We start from the raw sequence: 19,636 nt of genomic DNA, 5'->3' as shown, positions 1-19,636 counted from the left end.
GCGTCGGCGGCGAGCCTGCGTACAATGGCGGTATGTCGCTACCCCCTCCTTACGAAACCCTGACTCCCGATTGCCTGCTGACGGCGGTGGAGAATCTGGGCCTGCCTGCCAGTGGCAGCCTGCTGGCGCTCAATAGCTATGAGAACCGTGTCTACCAACTGGGCATGGACGATGCGCCGCCGCTGGTGGTGAAGTTCTACCGGCCAGCCCGCTGGACCGACGCCCAGATCATCGAAGAACATGACTTCGTGGCAGCGCTGGCAGCCGAGGAGATTCCGGTAGTAGCGCCCATGCAGATCAATGGCCAGACCCTGCACCATCATGCGGGTTTTCGCTTTGCCGTGTTTCCCCGTCGTGGTGGCCGTACGCCAGAGCTGGATGATGCGGCCGTGCTCGAGTGGATAGGCCGGTTCATGGGGCGTATCCATGCCATGGGCGCGACCCGGCCTTTTACAAGCCGGCCGACAGTGGATATCGCCAGCTTTGGTGATGAATCCGTGGCCTGGTTGCTGGCCAGCGATTTCATTCCGCAAGACTTGCGCGAGGATTACCAGGCGCTGACCCGCCAGGCGCTGGATGGCGTGCGCCGCTGTTACGATAGGGCTGGGGCAGTGGCAAGCCTGCGCCTGCATGGCGATTGCCACGCCGGCAATATCCTGTGGACCGACGCCGGCCCGCATTTTGTGGACTTTGACGACGCCCGCATGGGCCCGGCCATACAGGATCTCTGGATGTTGCTGTCGGGCGAGCGACAGGATCAAGTCAGGCAACTGGCCGACGTACTGGCGGGTTATGAAGACTTTTGTGACTTCAACCAGCGCGAGCTGCATCTGATCGAGGCACTGCGTACCTTGCGCCTGCTGCACTACAGTGCCTGGCTGGCCCGCCGCTGGGACGACCCGGCCTTTCCTGCGGCCTTTCCCTGGTTTGGCACGGCGCACTACTGGAGCCAGCGCATGCTGGAGTTGCGCGAACAGGTAGCGCAGATGGAAGAACCGCCGCTATGGCCTGTTTGAACGGTGGGCTTGATGTTTGAGCATCCGGCGCCACTTACTGGCTAGCTGACTCTTACCCACCCACCGGAGCCTTGCCGTGAGCCTGTCCATGTACCAAGCGTCTATCCCCGTCTTTATCCGCATGCTGGGCAATCTGTCAGCGATACTGGACAAGGGGGCCAAGCACGCAGAAGCAAAGCAGTTCGACCCCAGTGTCCTGGTCAACAGCCGCCTGGCACCCGATATGTTCCCGCTGGCGAGACAGATACAGATCGCCACCGATGGCGCCAAGGGCTGTGCGGCGCGTCTGGCCGGCATTGATATTCCGGTGTTCGAAGACACCGAGACCACCATCGACGAACTACAGGCGCGGATAGCCAAGACCGTGGCCTTTTTGCAAAGCGTCAGTGCAGCGCAGATCGATGGCACCGAAGAAAAGCTGGTTACCCTCAAACTACGTGGCCGCGAGGCTCAGTTTGCCGGGCAGGCCTATCTGCTGAACTTCGTGCTGCCCAATTTCTATTTTCACGTCACCACCACCTACGCCATCCTGCGCCATAACGGCGTAGAGATCGGTAAGCCAGACTACCTGGGATCGTACTGACAAATAGCTGGCTGGGCACCCTCCGGTACCCAGCCTGCGTGGTCTGCCGCCTGCGGGAACGACAGAGCCGGGGCGGAGCAATCACCGGGTTTGCCCGGTGATCGTCATTGCTACCGTTTCCAGACGTAGCCGGTTTTGGCATAGTCGCGGCCATGCTAAAACATATCAACCAGTTGGCTGAATCCCACGGGCAGCTACAAAAGGGCCGTGGCCTAGTATCCGGTGTCGTGGCCCTGTGCCTGGGCATACTGTGTTTCCTGGGCGTGCTGGCCTTCCACTTCCCTGCCTACCTCACCACCCCCGAACTACGCCAGAACTACGATGTGGGCACCATACGGCAGATCATGTTCTGGGCCATGGTGGTAGCAGGCGGGATATCGCTGGCCAACATCGTGTTGGGCCGGGTGCGCTGGCTCTCTGCCTGGGCCTTTGGCTTTGTGGTGCTTACCGCCTTGCTGGGTGGTCACAAGGTACCGGTCAGGGACTTTGCCGACCACACGCCCTATATCGGTCTGGACTGGTTCATTCTCGATCTGCTGGGCTCCAGCCTGATCTTCATCTTTATCGAGAAGCTGTTCCCGCTGCGGCGCGACCAGCCGGTGTTCCGGCCTGAGTGGCAGACGGATTTTCACCATTTCATCGTCAACCACATGGTGGTGGGCTTTGTGCTGCTGGCCACCAACCTGCTGGTACACAAGCTGTTTGGCTGGGCTACCTTCAGCACGGTACAGGATGCCGTCAAGGATCTGCCCTTCGTGGTCGAGCTGTTCCTGATCGTGCTGGTGGCCGATCTGATGCAGTACTGGACCCACCGCGCCTACCATGAAGTCCCCTGGCTCTGGCGCCTGCATGCGGTACACCACAGCGTCAAGAGCATGGACTGGCTGGCGGGATCGCGCCAGCACATACTGGAGCTGCTGATCACCCGCACGCTGGTGCTGGGCCCCATCTTTGTGCTGGGCTTCAGCAAGGAGGTCATCGACGCCTATATCGTCATCGTGGGCTTCCAGGCGGTGTTCAACCACGCCAATGTCAGTGTGCGGCTGGGGCCGCTGCGTTATCTGATCGTCACGCCCAACTTCCATCACTGGCACCACAGCCAGGATCAGGAAGCGCTGGATCGCAACTATGCAGCGCATTTTGCCTTTATCGACTACCTGTTCGGCACGGCGGTCAAGAGCGACCGGCCCTGGCCCAGCGAGTATGGTGTGCTCGGAGATTACGTACCCAACGGCTTCTGGCAGCAGTTCAAGTTTCCCTTTACCTGGAAAGGTTGAGCGCCTTATATCAACTCAATTCATTCGTGAGTGGGCGGGTTGGAGCAGGCGCCAGGGCAGCCTTAAGCAGCAGGCTCATCCCTGATTGCGCGCACTCCGCCCTCGGTACCGCCAGCATTGCCTGCGGTTGTTGGCACCATGCGACCTATCCGGCTGTATCGCCTTTCACCCACTATGCTTCAGCTAGACAGGTTGGCTAGGCTGGCATATGGCACAAACCCTCAAGCGTTCCTGGTGGCAGCGTTTCTGGCGCGGAATGGCGCCCGGCATCCTGATGTCCTGCTGCTTTGTCTTGTTGGGGCTGGCTGCATTGGGGGTGTCGTTCTATCCCATCGTCCAGCATCTACGGGCCCAGCACTGGCAACCCGTACCGGGGGTCTTGCAGGCGCTCGACTACATCAAGGCCGAGGGTAGAACCGGCAGGGCAGATCTATATCGGCTGGAAGGCAGCTACCGCTATCGCTGGCAGGGGCGGGACTATGGTGGCAGCCGTATCAGCTTCAGCCTGGTCAGCGACAATCTGGACGACGGGTTTCGCGAGCGCATTGCTGCGCGCCTGGGGCCGGCGGGCAGCCCCATCACCGTGCTGGTCAACCCTGCGCGGCCCACTGAATCTGTTGTCGTAGCCGATATACGCTGGCTGGAGTTCGGCCTGACCTTGCTGGGGTCCGCCATGTTTGGCCTACCGGGGGCTGTATTGTTGCGTGCCATGCTGCACAAGGGGCCGGCCTGGGTGCTGCCGCCGGGGCAGGTATCGTGGCCCCTGGTGCTGGGTTTGCTGGCGACGGCACCGCTATGGTTGCTGCTGGCCTGGCTGCTCTGGCGGGATGACCACCCGGTCTGGGCATTGTTGTGCACCTTGCCGGTGATGCTGGCACTAAATGGGCTTAGGGTAGGCATGCGGCGTTGAGCATTGCGGCTGCGCCATGGAACTAGGCGAGGGTTGCTGCGATCCACTACCATCCCTTCCTCCTCCTGCCTATCGCATCGCATGCTGACTACGCTAGCCATCTCCAACTATCGCTCCCTGCGCAACCTGGTGTTGCCGCTAGGGCCGTTGAATGTGATCACCGGCGCCAATGGCAGCGGCAAATCCAGCATCTATCGTGCCCTGCGCCTGTTGGCCGAAACGGCACAGGGGCGTGTGATACCGGCACTGGCGCGGGAGGGGGGCTTGCAATCGACCTTGTGGGCTGGGCCGGAGACCATTACCCGTGCCATGCGGCAGGGGGATCAGGCCGTAGAGGGGACAGTACGCAAGGATCCCATCCGGCTGCGGTTGGGCTTTGCCGGAGAGAACCTGGGCTACCTGATAGAGCTAGGCCTGCCCATACCGCGCGATACCGCCTTCAGGCTGGACCCTGAAATCAAGAGCGAGCAGATATGGACCGGGCCGTTTCTGCGGCGGGCGTCGCAGTGGGTGGACAGGCAGGGGGCCTTGGTCCGGTCCAAGGATGAATCCGGCAACTGGCAGGTCATCAGCACCCAGCTCTCCAGCTTCGACAGCATGCTGATGCAGCTGGCCGACCCACGCCATGCGCCTGAAATGCTGCAATTGCGGGAACAGGTGCGGGGCTGGCGCTTCTATGACCATTTTCGTACCGATGCCGATGCACCGGCGCGGATTCCGCAGATAGGGACGCATACCCCGGTCCTGAGTGACGATGGTCGTGATCTGGCAGCGGCCATGCAGACCATATTGGAGATAGGAGATGCCGAGGGGCTGGCGCAAGCGGTGGATGATGCTTTTCCCGGCGCGACCATCTCGGTGGGCAATCACGACAGCCGATTCGAGCTAAGCATGCAGCAGCATGGCCTGCTGCGGCCCCTGCGCATGGCCGAGCTATCGGATGGCACCCTGCGTTATCTGCTGTGGGTGGCGGCGCTGTTGACGCCCAGACCGTCAGCGCTGCTGGTGCTCAACGAGCCTGAATCCAGCCTGCATCCCGACCTGCTGCCCGCGCTCGGACGCCTGATCGCCAAGGCGGCCAAGCACTCGCAGATCATCGTGGTCACGCATGCCAGCCGCCTGATCGCCACCTTGGAGCGCCAGGCCGGCTGCCAGTCCATTGCCCTGGAGAAGTCACTTGGGGAAACCCAGGTGTGTGGCCTGCATGAACTGGAAAGGCCGCCCTGGCAATGGGCGGCCAAATAGGGGGAGCACCTGAGGAGGGGCCGGTTTGCCTGCTGTCCGTACAGCCGGCAAACCAGGCAGCCTATCAAGCCTTGGCAGGCTTGAGCAGGCCATGGCAGACAGCTTTTTGCGGATCCTTGCCCGGCAGTTTGCCGCAGATCCCTTCCAGCTGTGTCAATACCCGTTTGACACTGGCCTGGTGGGCTTGGTCCTTGTTCCAGGCATGGATCTTACCGACCAGCTTCTCCAGTGAGCGACGGTTGCGCTCATAGAAAGCGTTCTTGGTGCCGGCTACCTCGGTCAGGATGCTGGTGGCGGCTTTTTCTATCCGCACTTCGTCCTGGGGAGCCAGTTCGACCAGGCCGCTGACGTAGCTGACACCCCATTGCAGACGGGTAGCCGGGCCTTCTGAGGCGTTGTAGGCCTTTTCATACCAATCCACCGCCGTGGCCTTGTCTCCACGCTTCTTGGCATTGCTGGCCAGGCTTAGCATGAAGTAATAGGGTGAGTGCGAACGCTTGAGTTCGGCGTTCAGTAGCTTGTCCGAGTCATCCAGCAGACCGGCGCTGCTCAGGGTATAGGCCGCCGTGTTGATGACCGCCTGGCGCTCATAGCCATTGGTGGTGCCGGCATCGGCCTGGGCTACGCGCTTCTTCACCTCGCTCAGCAGTGGCTCGGGCAGGTTACCCTTGGGGCTGAGCAGGCGGGCCAGCGCAACCTGGGCCGTCACGGCGCCCAGCTTGTCATTGGCCGACAGGCTGGCATCGCCGGCCAGGCTTTGCAGCGATTTGTTCCAGCTGGCCAGGAGTGTGGCTTGCTCGGGCGTGCCGCTTGCCGTGAGCAGCTCAATGATCTCGCCTGCGTAGTTCACCAGCACATCAAAGTTGGCGCGTGACTGCTTGGGGTCGGCCAATACCTTGTTCAGCGCCAGCAACGCGGCAGCCTTGTCGATAGGTGGGGCCTTCTCGGCGTTGGCTGCTGCCGCCAGGGCCTTGAGCTGCAGGCGGGCGGCAGTGGGGCCTTCACTGGCAGGGACGGATTGCGCCAGCTTGAGCAAGGTGGCGGGCAATTTGTCTTCTGCGATCAGCTGCGCCTGGTCAGTATCCCAGGAGTAATCGGCCAGCAGCTTCCAGTCATCACTGCCCAGCTTGCTTCCCTTGAGTGCGGCGGCCAGGGTCTGCTTGACCGGCCGTGCATTGCCCAGGGCCATCTCCAGCGTATTCAGATACCGCTCGAAGTCCACCTCGCCTGGCAGACGGGTGATCTCGGTGCCGTCAGGCTTGAACAGTATCATGGTGGGGTAGCCGCGAACCTTGTACTGCGCACCCAGCTTTTGCGCCCCGGGTTGGTCGCCATCAAGGTAGACCGGGATGAACTGACGGGTGCGATCGATAAAGGCCTGCTGGTTGAAGATGGTGGCCTTGACCTGATTGCAAGGCGGGCACCATACCGCACCCCAGTACAGAAACAGCGGCTTGCCGGTAGCACGCGCCTGGGCAAAGGCGGCGGTGACATCACCCTGCTGCCAGGCGATGCCGGGAGGCAGCTTGTGATCGGCGTTGGCGGGCGGTGTGGCGGCGTAGGCACTGCTGCCAGCGATCAACAGGGCAGCGATCAGGGTGAGGCGGCGCTTCATGGGCGTCCTTATGCAGAATGGTGTGATGCAATCCTACCTATGTTTCCGCCAGGAATAAACGCTACGCCGTGCCTAGGGCTGATTCGTGGGTTGCAAGTCACAACTTGGGGGCATGAGTGGGCTCAATGGGCGATGGCCTGCGAGCGGGGGTAGGGGTGGGGCTCAATCAAGGGGGTGCCACTGCTTGAGCTGCCTCATACGGTAAGCACCCGGGTTTCCCGGGAGCCTGTACCAAGGGTAGTGACCCTGTAGCGCTTGTGAGTTCATCGCAGGCGCCCTCGAGCGTAGCGAGGTTCCCCGCCGGCGGGCGGGGGTAGGGGTGGGGCTCAATCAAGGGGGTGCCACTGCTTGAGCTGCCTCATACGGTAAGCACCCAGGTTTCCCCGGGGGGCTGTACCAAGGGTAGCGACCCTGTAGCGCTTGTGAGTTCATCGCAGGCGCCCTCGAGCGTAGCGAGGTTCCCCGCCGGCGGGCGGGGGTAGGGGTGGGGCTCAATCAAGGGAGTGCCGCTGCTTGAGCTTGCCCATAAGGTAAGCACCCGGGTTTCCCGGGGGCCTGTACCAAGGGTAGTGAACCTGTACCGCGTGTTAGCCCCACAAGGTACTCAAACGACAGCCAGCCCATCGTCGTCCTCTGGCGCTTGCTCTGCCACCAGGCTCAGGTGATCCAGCCCATCGGTGACCTTGCCACCGTCGTTGGCCTTGCTCTCCAGCTTGATCTTGAGCCGTAGCTCGTTGACGGAATCGGCGTTGCGCAACGCTTCCTCCATGGTGATCTTGCCGTTCTCATACAGGTCGAAAAGGGCCTGGTCGAAGGTCTGCATCCCCAATTCCTTGGACTTGGCCATGACGGCCTTGATACCGCCTACGTCGCCCTTGAAGATCAGGTCGGCCACCAGGGGGGTGTTGAGCATGATCTCGATGGCCGCCACCCGACCCTTGCCATCGCGGGTGGGAATCAGCCGCTGCGAGACAAAGCCCTTCATGTTCAGCGACAGATCCATATACAGCTGCGGGTGCCTCTCCTCCGGGAAGAAGTTGATGATGCGCTCTATGGCCTGATTGGAGGAGTTGGCATGCAGCGTGCCCATGGCCAGGTGGCCGGTTTCGGCAAAGGCCATGGCGTATTCCATGGTTTCGCGGTCGCGTATCTCACCGATCAGGATGACATCAGGCGCCTGGCGCAAGGTGTTCTTGAGCGCAGCGAACCAGCCCTTGGTATCGCGCCCCACCTCGCGGTGGGTAATCAGGGAGTTCTTGGCCTTGTGCACATACTCGACTGGATCCTCGATGGTGATGATGTGGCCGAAACTATTTTCATTGCGGTAGTCGATCATGGCGGCAAGGGTGGTGGACTTGCCCGAGCCGGTACCGCCTATCAGCAGTATCAGGCCACGCTTGGACATCATCACGTCCTTGAGTATGGGGGGCAGCCCCATCTCGTCGAAGTTCGGTATCTTGGTGGTGATGGTCCGTAGCACCATGCCCACCTGTTCCTGCTGCACAAACACATTGACCCGGAAGCGGCCGATATCGGGCGGCGCAATGGCGAAGTTGCATTCCTGCTCGCGCTCGAACTCGCTGCGCTGCGCCTCATTCATGATGGCGTAGGCCAGGGCGCGGCTATGCACACCGGTGAGCTTCTGGCCGCCGACTGGGGTCATCTTGCCGTTGATCTTCATGGCGGGCGGAAAGTCGTCCGAGATGAACAGGTCGGAGGCGTTCTTGGTCAGCATGGCCCGCAGCAGGTCGTGCATGTATTTTTGGGCGAGTTCAGGGGTCATGGCATAGCCTCGGGCCGGCGCGAACGTTAGGGCAGGTGAGGATTCTCGGCGCATGGTTGTTGCCGTGCGGCCAAGGTTCCGGAATGGCCGCATCCGTTGTTGCCGCCACAACACAGGTACGGGGCTGGGTGGGGGCATTCGACGTGATGGGACCTTCAATGGCTATAGTGAATCTGCGGCCTGACTACAAGCCGCATGGCTGCCGCCTGTAAGAGCCTGTGTTGCCTCAAGGAGACCAACGCCATGGTGAACCGCGTATCGCCCACCGTCCCAGCCAATGACTACGAGTTGGCGGGGGCCGGCAACGAGTATCTGGCCGAACTGCGCAATGAGTTCGGGCAATCCACCCTGCTGAAGATTTTTGATGTCGCCGCCATCGAAATACTGGCGGACTACATGCAGATATACCGGGTCTCGGCCGGCAAGCGATTGCTGAAGGAAGGGGAGCGCAGCGACTTTGCCCTGCTGATACTGTCGGGGGCCGTGAGCGTAGTGAAGTCGCACGAGGACGGCAGCCAGCATCAGATTGCCATGGTGATGCCGGGACGGCTGATAGGGGAGATGTCCTTGATAGACGGCGAGCCCCGGTTTGCCAGCTGCGTGGCCGCCACCAATACCTTGATCGCAGTGTTGAGCCGCCGATCCCTGCTGGACCTGCTGGATGAACACCCCAAGCTGGGGTCCTTGCTGCTGATGCGCCTGACGGCCTTGGTTAGCCATCGCCTACGGCTTACCAGCGCCAAGCTGGTCGAGAAAATGGCGGCAGCCTAGCCCGGTTGCTGCCGCGCCAATTGCCGTATCTCGGCCGATTCGATGATGCGTACGCCCGTGCCAAGCTGCTTGGCACAGGCATGCATGGCCAAGGCGACATCCGCACCGGCTATGGGCTTGAGGCGGGATGGCAGCAAGCCGCCCAGGCTGGCGGCAATCTTCTCGCCCAGGCGGAACTCGGGCCGCTCGCCTATCAGCACCGAAGGACGGAACAGGCTGAGCCTGGGGTAGCCCAGGGCTTGCAAGCCGGCTTCCATCTCCCCTTTAACCCGGTTGTAGAAGACCCGTGAGCCGGCATTGGCTCCCAGTGAACTGACCACCAAGCAATGCTGTGCGCCCCGCTCGCGCGCCAGGCGGGCTATGGCCAGGACGTAGTCCAGGTCAACCCGGCGGAAGGCAGCTTGCGTACCGGCGGTCTTGATGGTGGTGCCCAGGGCGCAAAACACGGTGTCGATCCGGGGCAGCGTGATGGCATCCAATTGTTCATAGTCCACCAGCATTTCGACCAGCTTGCCCTCGGTGAGCCCAGTGGGGCGGCGCACCAGGGCATGCACCTGGCCATAGGTCGGGTCGTGCGCCAGCAACTTTGCCAGATGGCGGCCTATCAGGCCGGTGGCACCTGCAATCAGGGTGGTTTGCTGCATGGTTCAGCCTTGCGCGAGTTGGGCAAACAGGGGAATCAGTGTCGCGTTGTCGATCTCCAGCAGGCGATCGCCCACATACAGCTCGGTATAGCTCCAGCCTGGCACGTCGGTGGGACGCATGCGGTTGACCAGCCAGATACCGCTGTCCTTGGCGATGGCATCGCGCCTGTCCTGCAGGACTTCGGGTTCGGCATCAAAGTACAGATGCAGCATATTGGTATGCGGCGTGGCAGGGTTCACCCGCAGGCCAGGCAAGCCTGCCAGCCCCTGTGCCAACGAGCATGTCCGTTGGTAGAGGGCATCCATCAGGGCCAGCCTGGCATCCAACTGCATGGCGGCCGAGGCTATCATGGGGCTCTGGTGCACCAGGGTGCCGCCCAGGCGACGCTGCCATAGCCTGGCCTGCGCCACGAAACCTGCATCACCGGCCAGTACGGCACCGGCTATGCCACCCAAGCCTTTATAGGTAGAGACATAGACCGAATCGAAGCCGGCTGCGATATCGGCATAGCTTTTGCCATAGTAGGCACGGCTTTCCCACAGGCGGGCGCCATCCATATGCAGCGGCAACTGCCGCTGCCGGGCCAGGGCCTGCAGTGCCATCAACTCATCCCAGGCCGGTAGCTGGCCACCGGCCTCGCGTATGGGTAGCTCTACCAGCAGACAGGCCAGGGCTTGCTTTACGTCAGCCAAGTCGGCTGCGGTCATGGGGCGCAGGCGGTCGCCTACCGGTACGGCATGCAGCCTTAGCAAGGCGGCATGGGCTTGTTCCTCGTGCAGGGCCAGGTGGCTGGTCGGGTGCAGGCCGATACGCGGCAGGCCGGCCTGTTCTGCCCATATCTGGGCGGCGATCAACTGTGCCATCACGCCGCTGGGCATGAAGACGGCCGCGGGCTTGCCCAGCAGGCCGGCAATCTTCTGCTCGAAGTGCTCGATCAGTTCACCGCTGCCGTAGTTGTCGTGCTCTACCTGGTGGGCCTCGCACCAGTCTGCCAGCGCGCGGAACTGCTCGGCCGGGCTGGGGCTATGGAATCCGTTGATGTGGTGGCGACATTGCTGTTGCAGCAGCTTGCGTTCGTCGGGCGTCAAGGGCATGGGTGGCGGGCCAGGGTGCGAAGCTGGCAGTTTGCCTGATTTCGACCCGCACTGTCGTGCGACAATCGGGCAGCCTTGTTATCGTGATACGCACATGTCCACCACCCTCAAGCCTGCGCCTGTGCAGGTACTGACAACGATATTCCACTACCACGCCCATGTGTATTACGACGCCGCCACGCGTGAGCAGGCCTTGCTGCTGCGTGAACGGGTGGCGCAGCGTTTCGCGGTGGATATGGGGTGTTTGTTTGAGCAGGCCGTGGGGCCGCATCCCTGCGCCCAGTATGAAATCGGCTTCGAACAGGCCTTGTTCGGCAGCCTGGTGCCCTGGTTGATGCTGAACCGCTTGGGGTTGCCGGTGCTGGTGCACCCCAACACCGATGCTGAACTGGCTGACCATGTGGACCACACCTTGTGGTTGGGTGGGCCACTGGCCTTGCGGACAGACAACCTGGCCGTATCGTTGCAGGCACAAGGGCAGTCGGCGCCAAGACCGGTCGTGATCAACACTGCACCGTCGCAGGAGAATTAAGTCGGGGCTGAACTTATCGGTTCAGGATACGGTCTGACTTGTCCAATCGGCATTGCGCCACCATCTTGGTATGAGGACGGGTATCATTCCTTCTCGCCACGCTGGGCGTGGTCACTCAATCTAGTCGAGGAGTTTGCAGCGAAATGAAGTCACTATTGGTAGCCCTGTTCGCATTCTTTGTGAGCTTTACCGTGCTGGTACCGGAAGCCGAGGCCAAGCGCTTTGGCGGCGGCCGTTCGTCCGGCATGCAGCGCAATACGGCGCCACAGAAGGACGCAACACCCCAGCGCCAAGGTCAGGGACAGCAAGCTGCGCCGACCACCCCCAAGCGCAACTGGATGGGCCCGATTGCCGGCCTGGCAGCAGGCCTGGGTCTGGCGGCACTGTTCTCCCACCTGGGCATGGGTGAAGGCATGGCCAACTTCGCCATGATTCTGTTGCTGGCTGCAGTGGCCTTCTTTGTCATCCGCTTCCTGATGCGACGCATGCGTCCAGCTACGGCCACCCCTGCGCAGTTTGCTGGCGCAGCCGGCGCTGCAGCGCCCATCCCGGCGCCTATGGCTTTCCAGGGCCAGCAGCAATACGCCAGCGTGACACCCAGCAGCAGTATGCCGGCCGACTTTGATCGCGAAGCCTTTGTCCGTGTGGCCAAGCTGAACTTCGTCCGCCTGCAGGCCGCTTATGATGCAGCCGATCTGGACGATATCCGCGAGTTCACCTCGCCGGAGATGTTCGCCGAGATCAAGCTGCAGATCAGCGAGCGCAAGGGTGCCGCCAACCACACCGATGTGGTGGAAGTGAATGCCGATGTGATCGATTACGCCCAGGAAGGCCGCCGCGATATCGCCAGCGTGCGTTTTTATGGTCTGATTCGTGAGAGCCAGGATGGCGCTGCCGAGCGCTTCGATGAAACCTGGCACCTCAGCCGCAACAACGATGGCCGTCAGGGCTGGGTAGTGGCGGGTATACAGCAGAACAGCTGATCAGAGGATAGTAAGCCATAAAAAATGGGGAGCTGAACGCTCCCCATTTTTTTGGCTAGCTGACGCTAGGCCGTGGGCTTGGGCTGGCTGCGGGCGTACTTTGCATACAGCGTCTCGACCTTCTCTCGCGCCCACGGGGTGCGGCGCAAAAAGGTCAGGCTGGACTTGATATTGGGATCGACCAGAAAGCAGCGTATGGCAATCCTGCGTCCCAGCTCCTCCCAGCCATAGTGTGCGACCAGCGCGTTCAGCATGGCTTCCAGAGTGATGCCGTGGCCGGGGTTGTTGGCTTGTGTCATGAGCTCTTGCCTTGGTTGAGTGCGGCCTGTGCCTGCTGCAGCCATTGCTTGTTCAGCGACTTGGCATGGCTGTGCCAGTGCCGGCTGTCTTGTACGATTTCCTGATAGAGATGGCTGGCACGCGCTTGGTCGGCGGGATGGTCATGGCCGCTCAGCCAGTCTGCGTAGCGGCACTTGGGTTCCGGGTCGCTAGCCACGACTAGGGCTGCTTCAAAGGCATCGCGAGCCGATTCCTGGCCTAGTGCGGCCAGCGTACGCGCATGCAGCAAGGCTGGGGCAGGTTGGCGGCGGCTGTCGGGCTGGGCCTCGAACAGGGTTTGCAGGCTGGCGGCCGCCGGCGCATATAGCGCATTGTCGAACTGGGCGCGGGCCAGGCCTGCCAGTACGGCAGGATCACGGGCAAAGGGGCCTTGGGCGGCCTCCTGATAGTGCTGCAGTGCCTCGGCTACGGCACCCGTCTCCATCAGGGCGGCTGCCAGCCGCAGGCGCTTGTCCAGTGTAGGTGTCAGGTCGAATGCCTGGCGGGCCTCGCGCAGCTCGCGGTTGGGGTCGACCAGCTGCTTGATGACTTTTTTGGCAACCCGGCCACCACGGCTGTAGCGCAGTTCCGGCAGGTAGATGGCGAAGAAGTAAACAATGCTGCCCAGTAGCGGGAACATGAACAGTATCATCAGCCAGTACATGTTCTGACGGTTGCGTACGGCATGGATGCCGAAGTACAGGGCGACGATGAAGTGCAGCCCTAGGCCGAGTATCGGCATGGTAAGTCCTCTTGCTGGAATGCATGAATCTGATTTGGCTGGGCATTTTACCTGCCCTGGGCGTGCGGCGGGCTACTTGCGCATTTGGGTTTGCCGGTTAGACTGCCGCCTTCTTCAGCGAGGAAGCAATACTTGAAAGCGCCTTTACCCTTACGCGATGGAGTGGCCCCCAGCTATCTCTGGCTGCCTGCCGGGCAGTGGCCGGACTTGCTCAGCTTTCTGGTGCAGCGTTTTCCGCATGTGGCGGAAACCGTGCTGCGTGGGCGCCTGGAGCGGGGGGAGCTGGTGGATGAGGCGGGCAAGGCACTGGCATGCAGTAGCGCCTACCGGCCCGGTAGCCGTATCTGGTATTACCGCGAAGTACCTGCGGAGACACCTGTCCCCTTCGAGGAGGTGATCCTGCATCGCGACGCGCGCCTGCTGGTGGTGGACAAGCCACATTTCCTATCGGCCATCCCGGCTGGCCGCCATCTGCGCGAAACCCTGCTGACCCGATTGCGCGACAAGCTGGACCTCCCCGAGCTGACTCCGGTACATAGGCTAGACCGGGAAACCGCCGGGGTGATGCTGTTCTGCCTGCACCCTCCCAGCCGTGGCGCCTATCAGAAGTTATTCGAGGCCCGGCAGGTGGAAAAGGTCTACGAGGCCATCGCGCCATTCCGCCCTGATCTGGCACTGCCCAGGGTGCATCGCAGCAGGCTGGAGGAGGGCGAGGGCTTCTTTGCCATGCGCGAGGTGGAGGGCGACGCCAATAGCGAAACCCGCATCAGCCTGATTGGGCGCCTGGGGGAACTGGGCCACTACCGGCTTGAACCCCATACCGGCAAGAAGCACCAGTTGCGGGCGCATATGGCGGCCCTGGGCATACCCATACTGCATGACCCGTGGTATCCAGTGCTGACCGAGGGCAAGGGAGATGATTTCAGCCAGCCGCTCAAGCTGCTGGCGCGGGAGATTCGATTCGTGGATCCCTATGATGGGCGTCACCATAGTTACCGTAGCATTCGCAGCCTGACTGAGGACAAGCCACAGCCGGCTACTGTTTGAGCCGCGTGGCTGCCTTGGCTGGCGTCGTGCACTGAAAAACCAACACCCCGCTTGTGGCGGGGTGTTGGTCTGTTCACGTGGTACGGCCGATCAGCGGCTGATGGGCTTGTAGCGTATGCGCTTGGGCTTGGCGCCTTCCTCACCCAGCCTGCGTTTCTTGTCGGCTTCGTATTCCTGGTAGTTGCCGTCGAAGAAGGTCCACTTGGAATCGCCTTCGCAAGCCAGGATATGGGTGGCAATACGATCCAGGAACCAGCGGTCGTGCGAGATCACCATGACCGAGCCGGCGAATTCCAGCAGGGCGTCTTCCAGTGCGCGCAGGGTTTCCACGTCGAGATCGTTGGACGGTTCATCGAGCAGCAGGACATTGCCGCCAGCGATGAGTGTCTTGGCCAGGTGCAGGCGGCCGCGTTCGCCGCCGGACAGGTTGCCGACAATCTTCTGCTGATCGCCACCCTTGAAGTTGAAGCGGCCCAGATAGGCGCGGCTAGGGGTTTCGTACTTGCCGACCTGCAGGATGTCGCGGCCTTCAGCCACTTCATCGAACACGGTCTTGTCGTTGCCCAGGGCGCCACGGCTCTGGTCCACATAGGCCATCTTGACGGTAGGGCCGATCTTCACGCTACCGCTATCGGGCTGTTCCTGCCCTGCCAGCATGCGGAACAGAGTGGATTTACCGGCACCGTTGGGGCCGATGATGCCGACGATGGCACCAGGCGGCACCTTGAAGCTCAGGTCATCGATCAGCAGGCGATCACCGAAGGCCTTGCTGACGTTCTCGAACTCGATCACTTCATTGCCCAGGCGTTCGGCGATGGGGATGAAGATTTCCTGGGTTTCGTTGCGCTTCTGGTATTCCTGCGAGTTCAGCTCTTCAAAGCGGGCGATACGGGCCTTGGACTTGGCTTGGCGCGCCTTGGGATTCTGCCGTACCCATTCCAGTTCCTTGTTCAGGGCCTTCTGGCGGGCCGATTCCTGCGACTCTTCCTGCTTGAGGCGCGCTTCTTTCTGCTCCAGCCAGCTGGAGTAGTTGCCTTTCCAGGGAATGCCGTGGCCACGGTCCAATTCCAGTATCCACTCGGCAGCATTGTCGAGGAAATAGCGATCATGGGTAACGGCCACTACGGTGCCGGGGAAGCGCACCAGGAACTGCTCCAGCCAATCCACCGACTCGGCATCAAGGTGGTTGGTCGGTTCATCCAGCAGCAGCATGTCGGGCTTGGACATCAGCAGCTTGCACAGCGCCACGCGGCGTTTTTCGCCACCGGACAGCTTGTCGATATTGGCATCCCAGGGCGGCAGGCGCAGGGCGTCGGCGGCGATCTCCATCTGGGTTTCGAGATCCTGGCCGGCTGTCGAAAGTATGGCCTCGCAACGGGCCTGCTCTTCGGCCAGCTTGTCGAAGTCGGCATCCGGCTCGGCATAGGCGGCATAGACGGCCTCCAGCCTTTGCTTGGCCTCGAAGATCTCGCCCATGCCGGATTCCACCTCTTCGCGCACGGTCTTGGTCGCGTCCAGCAGCGGTTCCTGGGCCAGGTAGCCGATCTTGATGCCAGGCAGGTGTTGTACTTCGCCCTCGAATTCCTTGTCCGCGCCCGCCATGATCTTGAGCACGGTGGACTTGCCCGAGCCATTCAGGCCCAGCAGGCCTATCTTGGCGCCAGGGAAGAAGCTGAGGGAGATGTCCTTGATGATTTGCCGCTTGGGCGGTACGACCTTGCTCACGCGGAGCATGGACATTACATATTGGGCCATGAGGAATCCAGTTGGGTGCTATGCAGAAAGTGGCGCAATTCTAGCAAACCCATGGCAAGGCCGCGCTGACTTAGCGCTGGTCATGAACTTAATTCGTTGAACGATTGAGGCTCATCCAGCGCGCGGGCAGGGGATAGTCTAGGAATCCAGGCTGCGCTGACGTCCGGCTGCTGCTCTGTCCATCGCCGACCGGCCATCCCTTGCGTTCATGCCAGGCGCTTAGAGCCTGTTCATAGCCTTTTCGCCGTGCCGTTCGCCGGCAAGGCTGCGAACCCGAAGGGCTGAGCTGGAAAACGGCCATTCACTGCGTTGTGGCGCTTGGCAATAACTTGTTATTGCCTGCGCACCACGCCTTGTGCCTGGCCATTTTCCAGATCAGCGACATGGCGAAAAGACTTTGAACAGGCTCTTACAGTCAGCTGCGTTGGCGGGCGGCCCGGAGCAGCGCATCGGCGGGGTCCAGTACCTGGTTTAGCGGGCGCTGGGGTTCCCGCACGGTGGCTGGGCTGGCTCCCTCAAGTAGTTCACGTGTCAGCTGCTCCAGCCCGGCCAGGGGGCGCCAGCGTTCGCCCTGCGCTTCTTCCGGCCAGATGCGGTTGCCATCGAAAACCAGGGCCAGCTGCGGCGTAGCGTGGGCATCGCCCTGGGGTGCCAGGCCATGTGCCAGGCGGCCTGGCCCCAGCCGCCCAATGACGCGCTGATAGGCCCGCAGGGCATCGCTGCAGCGGATAAAGCCAAAGCCCGCGGCCAGACGGCGGTACTGGTGCGCCAGGGCGGGCCAGTCATCGAATAATTGCTGTATGGCGGCCTCACGCCGATCAAAAGGCAGGCTGGGCTGGGTGGCAATGCCGGCCAGCAGGCGGAGCGGGGGCGGTAGACCGATGCCGCTAGTGCGGCAAACCTTGCCGAGGTTGCCGGCCAGTGCGGGCAGGGTGGCACGCAGATTGGCAGCGACCTCTTCCAGGTCCAGACGTCCGTCACTGTCGGGTGACACACCCCACAGCCCATAGTCGGCGGGGCCATGCTGCAAGGCTGGGTCCGGCACGGCTGGATGGGCGGCCATGGCCTGGCCCAGCCAGGCCTCAAATCCAGGTGCGGGTTCTCGACTGAGCAGGGGGTAGGGCTGGTGCTTGTCCGCGCCGGGCGAGTTGGCAACAGGGTGGATATAGGGCGGCTGCATTACGTCAGCTCACATAATTGCCGCAAGGTCATGGTGCTGCCGCGCTGCGGGATTCAATGGGCACCAGACTATTGTCATCGGCGTCTGTCGTGTCTTCGCTGGCTTGGTCGTCGGTGGCGGTGGCGGAAGTACCGGCTTTGCTGGAGACCGCCGCCATCAGGCTATTGAACAAGGCTTCTTCATCCTTGGCATAGCGCTGGGCGGCCTCGGCCAGTTCCCAGGCAAACTCGGCTTCGGTCTTGACGGGGCGCCAGCCTTCCGGCCCCTGCTCGGCGGTCTCGACCTTGAAACCGTTGTAGCTGACCGACAGGGGCGGGGCTGGGTGATCGCGGCGGTAGCGCTCGACAACGGCCTTGGCATGGCGCGGATCCTTGGCGTTGTCCGTGAAATGCTGGGCTGCGGCGGCAAAGGCTCCGGCACGGGTGACTTCCGCGCCCGACAGTACCAGGCTGATCTGATTGGCCAGTTGGTGCTCGGCCTCCAGCATGGCGTGGAAGGCTGCAGCGCGATGGTCATCGCGCAGCACTATGCCTTTGGCGCCGCCTTCCATCCGTAGGTCGGGCGGCACCCGTATACCGTACTGGCGCAGCTTGGCGGGCAGGGTGGCAGTCAGGTCGGCTGCGGCTTGGGCGGGGTCTGGCAGGCTGAGACTGCCCAGCCTGCTGGCCTGGGTGGCAAGTTGGCCGGCCAGCTCGCCGGCAAAGCCTTGGTGCTGCGCTGGCGGGGCGACTGGTGGTCGGTTGGCAGGCGGTTGGTTGGCAGGGGGGGCTGCTATAGGACTGACCATGATTTCCTCCTGTATTTTCCTATACAGGAAGCAAACCTTGGGCCATCAATGCATTACAGCCCCTAGGGGGCTGTATCAAGCACGGCATCCGGTGGGGCTGCATGGCCCCTGGCGCTACCCTGGCGGCAATCAGGCCTGGGTGATCAGCAGGTACTTCTGCTGCAGCGCTTCCTGGCTTTCCTTGCGGTCTGGGTCCAACGGGATGCAGTCTACCGGGCAGACTTGCTGGCACTGCGGCTCGTCGAAGTGTCCCACGCATTCCGTGCACAGGTCAGGGTTGATCTCATAGATCTCCACCCCTTGCGAAATGGCATGGTTGGGGCATTCCGGCTCGCATACATCGCAGTTGATGCATTCATCGGTAATCATCAGTGCCATGGTAGGGTCTCGGATAGGGCAGTCGGGGGCGGATTGTATCACTGCCCCCATGACAGACATTAGAGCCTGTTTCTTTAAGTAAATTCCTGGCCGACAGTCGGTTATGCATCGGGTCGGCAAATGCAAAGCGGCGCACCCGCAGGTGCGCCGCTCTATGCACAACGTCCTTGCTTACTTGGACGCGTTGATCAGGTACTCGGCTGCCGCGTGGAATTCCTCATCGGAACCACTATAGCCACCCTTGGCGGGCATGGCGCCCTTGCCCGCAGTCGCAATCTTGATGGCGGCTTCGCTGCCGTCCTTCAAGCGGGGCGCCCAGGCGGCCTTGTCGCCGATCTTGGGCGCGCCGGCAACACCCGCATCATGGCAGGCCATGCAGACGCTGCTATAGATTTCCTTGCCCTTGGTGGCAGGGTCTACCTTACCGCCCGCGGCCACGGCGCCTGCGCCAGCAATCGCGGGCTCAGTGAACTTGCCGCCAACGGCATTGCCCATATAGGCAACAGCGCGCGCTACTTCATCATCGGTCAGGTCGGCCGCACCGCCCTTGGCAGGCATGGCGCCCAGGCCCTTGTTGGCATGCTCGACCAGCTTGGCAAAACCTTGGGCGATACGTGGCGCCCAGGCGGCGGTATCGGCAAACTTGGGGGCACCAGCCAAACCTGCACCGTGGCAGGACAGGCACACATTTTCATATACCGCTTTGCCGTTACGGCTGCCGGGTGGGCCGGATTCGTCCAGCTTGGCAACACCGACAGGCTGTATGCGTGCGATCACCGCTTCGTTGGTCATGGTCGGACCGCCAGCATCAACCTGCATGCCACTGTTGGCCAGCTTGGCGATCAGGACCAGGAACAAGACCAGGCCGACAATCGACAGCAGGACAATGATGATCAGGGACTTTGCCGAGAAATTTTCTCCGGCGTGCGCTTCGCTCATGCTGCCATCCTTTTTTATGCGCTGTATTAAACCAGT

The 19,636-nt window shown here is 61.9% G+C and carries 20 protein-coding genes; 9 read left to right on the top strand and 11 right to left on the bottom strand.

Features of this window, described 5'->3' with window-relative positions:
- Window positions 1–32 precede the first annotated feature (32 nt).
- The 5 genes from QWZ03_RS02225 (at window position 33) to QWZ03_RS02205 (ending at window position 5,031) form a co-directional block, all read left to right on the top strand.
- Entirely contained in the window at window positions 33–1,016 is a 984-nt protein-coding gene (locus QWZ03_RS02225; protein WP_290331236.1) for a serine/threonine protein kinase, read from the top strand.
- A gap of 76 nt (window positions 1,017–1,092) precedes the next feature.
- Window positions 1,093–1,599, top strand: a complete 507-nt coding sequence (locus QWZ03_RS02220) for a DUF1993 domain-containing protein (RefSeq protein ID WP_290331235.1) — start codon at window positions 1,093–1,095, stop codon at window positions 1,597–1,599.
- 152 nt (window positions 1,600–1,751) lie between these two features.
- Window positions 1,752–2,876: a sterol desaturase family protein gene (locus tag QWZ03_RS02215; RefSeq protein WP_290331234.1), complete on the top strand. Its 1,125-nt coding sequence runs from the start codon at window positions 1,752–1,754 to the stop codon at window positions 2,874–2,876.
- 208 nt (window positions 2,877–3,084) lie between these two features.
- Entirely contained in the window at window positions 3,085–3,786 is a 702-nt protein-coding gene (locus tag QWZ03_RS02210; RefSeq protein WP_290331233.1) for a DUF3592 domain-containing protein, read from the top strand.
- Between the two features lie 81 nt (window positions 3,787–3,867).
- Window positions 3,868–5,031 carry an AAA family ATPase gene (locus QWZ03_RS02205; RefSeq protein ID WP_290331232.1) on the top strand — a complete coding sequence of 388 codons (1,164 nt, stop codon included), beginning with the start codon at window positions 3,868–3,870 and terminating at the stop codon, window positions 5,029–5,031.
- Between the two features lie 64 nt (window positions 5,032–5,095).
- On the opposite strand, the gene QWZ03_RS02200 is transcribed toward QWZ03_RS02205, so the two are convergent.
- Both QWZ03_RS02200 and QWZ03_RS02195 read right to left on the bottom strand, forming a co-directional pair.
- Window positions 5,096–6,646, bottom strand: coding sequence for a thioredoxin family protein (locus QWZ03_RS02200; RefSeq protein WP_290331231.1), 1,551 nt, complete (start codon window positions 6,644–6,646; stop codon window positions 5,096–5,098).
- Window positions 6,647–7,250: 604 nt separating this feature from the next.
- Entirely contained in the window at window positions 7,251–8,429 is a 1,179-nt protein-coding gene (locus QWZ03_RS02195) for a PilT/PilU family type 4a pilus ATPase (protein WP_290331230.1), read from the bottom strand.
- A gap of 243 nt (window positions 8,430–8,672) precedes the next feature.
- Here QWZ03_RS02195 and QWZ03_RS02190 point away from each other — a divergent pair, with 243 nt between their 5' ends.
- The gene (locus QWZ03_RS02190; protein ID WP_284194500.1) at window positions 8,673–9,200 is read left to right on the top strand and encodes a Crp/Fnr family transcriptional regulator; all 528 of its coding nucleotides are present in this window, start codon (window positions 8,673–8,675) and stop codon (window positions 9,198–9,200) included.
- On the opposite strand, the gene QWZ03_RS02185 is transcribed toward QWZ03_RS02190, so the two are convergent.
- Both QWZ03_RS02185 and QWZ03_RS02180 read right to left on the bottom strand, forming a co-directional pair.
- Window positions 9,197–9,844: an oxidoreductase gene (locus QWZ03_RS02185; protein WP_290331229.1), complete on the bottom strand. Its 648-nt coding sequence runs from the start codon at window positions 9,842–9,844 to the stop codon at window positions 9,197–9,199. The genes QWZ03_RS02190 and QWZ03_RS02185 overlap by 4 nt on opposite strands.
- A gap of 3 nt (window positions 9,845–9,847) precedes the next feature.
- Window positions 9,848–10,939 carry a threonine aldolase family protein gene (locus QWZ03_RS02180; RefSeq protein WP_290331228.1) on the bottom strand — a complete coding sequence of 364 codons (1,092 nt, stop codon included), beginning with the start codon at window positions 10,937–10,939 and terminating at the stop codon, window positions 9,848–9,850.
- Between the two features lie 94 nt (window positions 10,940–11,033).
- Here QWZ03_RS02180 and QWZ03_RS02175 point away from each other — a divergent pair, with 94 nt between their 5' ends.
- Window positions 11,034–11,471, top strand: a complete 438-nt coding sequence (locus QWZ03_RS02175; protein WP_290331227.1) for a DOPA 4,5-dioxygenase family protein — start codon at window positions 11,034–11,036, stop codon at window positions 11,469–11,471.
- Between the two features lie 143 nt (window positions 11,472–11,614).
- Complete coding sequence (locus QWZ03_RS02170; RefSeq protein WP_290331226.1) at window positions 11,615–12,454, top strand: Tim44 domain-containing protein; 840 nt, start codon at window positions 11,615–11,617, stop codon at window positions 12,452–12,454.
- 65 nt (window positions 12,455–12,519) lie between these two features.
- Here the strand turns inward: QWZ03_RS02170 and QWZ03_RS02165 are convergent, their stop codons facing one another.
- Complete coding sequence (locus tag QWZ03_RS02165; protein ID WP_308446967.1) at window positions 12,520–12,753, bottom strand: VF530 family protein; 234 nt, start codon at window positions 12,751–12,753, stop codon at window positions 12,520–12,522.
- The gene (locus tag QWZ03_RS02160) at window positions 12,750–13,514 is read right to left on the bottom strand and encodes a hypothetical protein (RefSeq protein WP_290331225.1); all 765 of its coding nucleotides are present in this window, start codon (window positions 13,512–13,514) and stop codon (window positions 12,750–12,752) included. The genes QWZ03_RS02165 and QWZ03_RS02160 overlap by 4 nt, the downstream gene beginning before the upstream one ends.
- A 132-nt stretch (window positions 13,515–13,646) precedes the next feature.
- Here QWZ03_RS02160 and QWZ03_RS02155 point away from each other — a divergent pair, with 132 nt between their 5' ends.
- The gene (locus QWZ03_RS02155; RefSeq protein ID WP_290331224.1) at window positions 13,647–14,561 is read left to right on the top strand and encodes a pseudouridine synthase; all 915 of its coding nucleotides are present in this window, start codon (window positions 13,647–13,649) and stop codon (window positions 14,559–14,561) included.
- A gap of 90 nt (window positions 14,562–14,651) precedes the next feature.
- Here QWZ03_RS02155 and ettA read toward each other — a convergent pair whose 3' ends face one another.
- From ettA to QWZ03_RS02130, 5 genes are all read right to left on the bottom strand, one after another.
- On the bottom strand, window positions 14,652–16,316 hold the full coding sequence (gene ettA / locus QWZ03_RS02150; protein WP_290331223.1) for an energy-dependent translational throttle protein EttA: 1,665 nt from the start codon (window positions 16,314–16,316) through the stop codon (window positions 14,652–14,654).
- Between the two features lie 415 nt (window positions 16,317–16,731).
- Complete coding sequence (locus QWZ03_RS02145) at window positions 16,732–17,496, bottom strand: hypothetical protein (protein WP_290331222.1); 765 nt, start codon at window positions 17,494–17,496, stop codon at window positions 16,732–16,734.
- 28 nt (window positions 17,497–17,524) lie between these two features.
- Window positions 17,525–18,283, bottom strand: coding sequence for a hypothetical protein (locus QWZ03_RS02140; protein WP_290331221.1), 759 nt, complete (start codon window positions 18,281–18,283; stop codon window positions 17,525–17,527).
- A 129-nt stretch (window positions 18,284–18,412) separates the two neighbouring features.
- A complete protein-coding gene (locus tag QWZ03_RS02135) occupies window positions 18,413–18,661 on the bottom strand; it encodes a YfhL family 4Fe-4S dicluster ferredoxin (protein WP_290331220.1) in 249 nt (82 codons plus the stop codon).
- 171 nt (window positions 18,662–18,832) lie between these two features.
- Window positions 18,833–19,600, bottom strand: coding sequence for a c-type cytochrome (locus QWZ03_RS02130; RefSeq protein ID WP_290331219.1), 768 nt, complete (start codon window positions 19,598–19,600; stop codon window positions 18,833–18,835).
- Between the last annotated feature and the right edge of the window lie 36 nt (window positions 19,601–19,636).

It is taken from the genome of Chitinimonas viridis (assembly GCF_030409555.1).
Lineage (GTDB): Bacteria > Pseudomonadota > Gammaproteobacteria > Burkholderiales > Chitinimonadaceae > Chitinimonas > Chitinimonas viridis.
Note: the sequence above shows the minus strand (reverse complement) of the source record. Positions and strands in the feature narration are given on the sequence as shown.